Consider the following 2,495-nt stretch of genomic DNA (forward strand, 5'->3'; position numbering starts at 1 on the left):
GTGGTGCCCGTCCCCGCGAGCGCCGAGGCGGGCGGCGCCGGGTACGAGATCACCGCCAGGACGCGCATCAGCGTCGTCGGCGGTGCGGAGGGGCGCCGCGTCGGGGAGTACCTCGCCAAGGTGCTGCGGCCCTCCACCGGCTACAAGCTGCCCGTCACCGGCGGCGGCGGCCGCGACGGCATCCGGCTGCGGATCAGCGCCGATCCCGCGGACAGGGCACTCGGCGAGGAGGGCTACCGGGTCGTCTCCGCGCGCGGCTCCCTCACCATCACCTCGCGCACCGGCGCCGGTCTCTTCCACGGCGTGCAGACCGTCCGGCAGCAACTGCCCGCCGCCGTCGAGAAGAAGACCAGGCAGAGCGGTCCCTGGCAGGTGGCGGGCGGCACCATCAAGGACGTGCCGCGCTACGGCTACCGCTCCACGATGCTCGACGTCTCACGGCACTTCTTCACCGTCGGCCAGGTCAAGCGCTACATCGACCAGGCGTCGCTGTACAAGATGAACAAGCTGCACCTGCACCTCAGCGACGACCAGGGCTGGCGCATCGCCGTCGACTCCTGGCCCCGCCTCGCCTCCTACGGCGGCTCCACGCAGGTCGGCGGCGGTCCTGGCGGCTTCTACACGAAGGCCCAGTACAAGGAGATCGTGGCCTACGCCGCCTCGCGGTACATGGAGGTCGTGCCCGAGATAGACATGCCGGGGCACACCAACGCCGCGCTCGCCTCGTACGCCGAGCTGAACTGCGACGGAGTGGCCCCGCCGCTCTACACCGGCACGGCGGTCGGCTTCAGCTCGCTGTGCGTGAAGAAGGACGTCACCTACGACTTCGTGGACGACGTCATCCGGGAGCTGGCCGCGATGACACCCGGTGAGTACCTCCACATCGGCGGCGACGAGGCGCACTCCACCAGCCACGAGGACTTCGTCGCCTTCATGGAGAAGGTGCAGCCGGTGGTCGCCAAGTACGGCAAGAAGGTGATGGGCTGGCACCAGCTCACCGGTGCCACGCCCGCGAAGGGGGCCGTCGCCCAGTACTGGGGTTACGACAGGACCGGCGCCGCCGAGCGCGAGCAGGTCGTGAACGCCGCGAAGAACGGCACCAAGCTGCTCCTCTCACCGGCCGACCGCGCCTACCTCGACCACAAGTACACCAAGGACACCCCGCTCGGCCTCTCCTGGGCGGGCTACGTCGAGGTGCGGCGCTCCTACGACTGGGACCCGGGCGGCTACCTCCAGGGCGCGCCGTCGGACGCGGTCATCGGTGTCGAGGCGCCGCTGTGGACGGAGACGCTCTCGACCTCCGCGCACCTGGACCACATGGCGTTCCCGAGGCTGCCCGGGATCGCCGAGCTCGGCTGGTCGCCCGCGGCCACGCACGACTGGGACGCCTACAGGACGCGTCTCGCCGCGCAGGCTCCCCGCTGGGACGCGCTGGGCATCGGCTACTACGCGTCGCCGCAGGTGCCCTGGCCCGCGGGGTGAGGCTGACGGGCGCCCCGGAGGACCGTCTCCGGGGCGCCCGCCGGTTCAGGGCGCCCCCCGGTTCAGGGCGCGGCGCTGGCGAAGCGCGCTCGGGTGCAGAAGCTGAGCAGGGCCTCCTTCTCCGGCTTCTGGACGATGGCCTCGGCGCGGAAGCCGAGGGCCTCGTTGCGGGCGTGCGCCGCCGTGTCGTGGAGGTCGGGCTCGACGACGACCCGCTCCGTGGCCGGGTCGGCGAACAGCGCGCGCAGCGAGGCGGTGAGCGCGCCGGGCGTGAAGCCGGGGAGGCGGTCGAGACCGGGTGCGGTGAGCAGCCGCATGCCCACGTCGCCGGGCAGGGGTTCGTAGAGGCCCACGAGGTCCACGTACGCGGGGTCGTACCGCTCCATCAGGAACGCGGGCGCGCCCCTGTGCAGGCCGAGGTAGGCGTCCCGGTGCGCCGAGGCGGCGATCGCCATGTACTCGCGCTCGGTGTCGGTGAGCGTGGCGTGCCGCATCAGCCAGAAAGCCGCCTCGGGGTGGGTCACCCAGCCGTGCACGAGCTCCGCCTCGGTGAGGGGGTCGAGCAGGCGCACGGTGAAGTCGGCGCGGATCTCAACTGGCGCGGACAAGGCGCTCTCCCAGGTACTGCTCGGCGTGACCGGCGAGCCGGTCGAGGACGGCCGTTACGTCGGCGGTGTGGGGCTCGGGGTCGAGCAGGCTGAGCCTGAGGTACTGACGTCCGCCCGCGGTGGTGCCCGCCACGGTCGCGTCCCCGGCCGCGGAGAGCGCCTTGCCCGCGTACCGGTTGGCCCGGTCGATCGCGGACGGCGCGCAGATCCACGCGGGGATGTAGCGGAAGACGACGGTGGACAGGCGCGGTTCGGCCGCGACGTCGAAGCGCGGGTCGGCGACGAGCAGCCGCCAGGCCGCCGTCGCCCGCGCGCAGGCCTCGTCGAAGAGCTCGCCCACGCCGTCGGTGCCCAGCACTTGCAGGGTCGTCCACAGCTTGAGGGCGTCGGGGTGGCGGGTTGTCG

General features: G+C 72.4%; 2 protein-coding genes and 1 pseudogene. 1 reads left to right on the plus strand and 2 read right to left on the minus strand.

The features are described 5' to 3' along the window. A partial coding sequence (locus AB8Z36_RS35850; protein WP_369217571.1) for a beta-N-acetylhexosaminidase occupies positions 1-1,482 on the plus strand: 1,482 nt, incomplete at its 5' end. A 62-nt stretch (positions 1,483-1,544) separates the two neighbouring features. Here AB8Z36_RS35850 and AB8Z36_RS35855 read toward each other — a convergent pair. Beyond that, positions 1,545-2,090 carry a GNAT family N-acetyltransferase gene (locus AB8Z36_RS35855; protein ID WP_369217572.1) on the minus strand — a complete coding sequence of 182 codons (546 nt, stop codon included), beginning with the start codon at positions 2,088-2,090 and terminating at the stop codon, positions 1,545-1,547. Next, a pseudogene (locus AB8Z36_RS35860) lies at positions 2,074-2,495 on the minus strand (pyridoxal-dependent decarboxylase); the annotation flags it as partial. The pseudogene AB8Z36_RS35860 and the gene AB8Z36_RS35855, both read right to left, overlap by 17 nt.

The organism is Streptomyces flavofungini (assembly GCF_041028215.1).
Taxonomy (GTDB): domain Bacteria; phylum Actinomycetota; class Actinomycetes; order Streptomycetales; family Streptomycetaceae; genus Streptomyces; species Streptomyces flavofungini_B.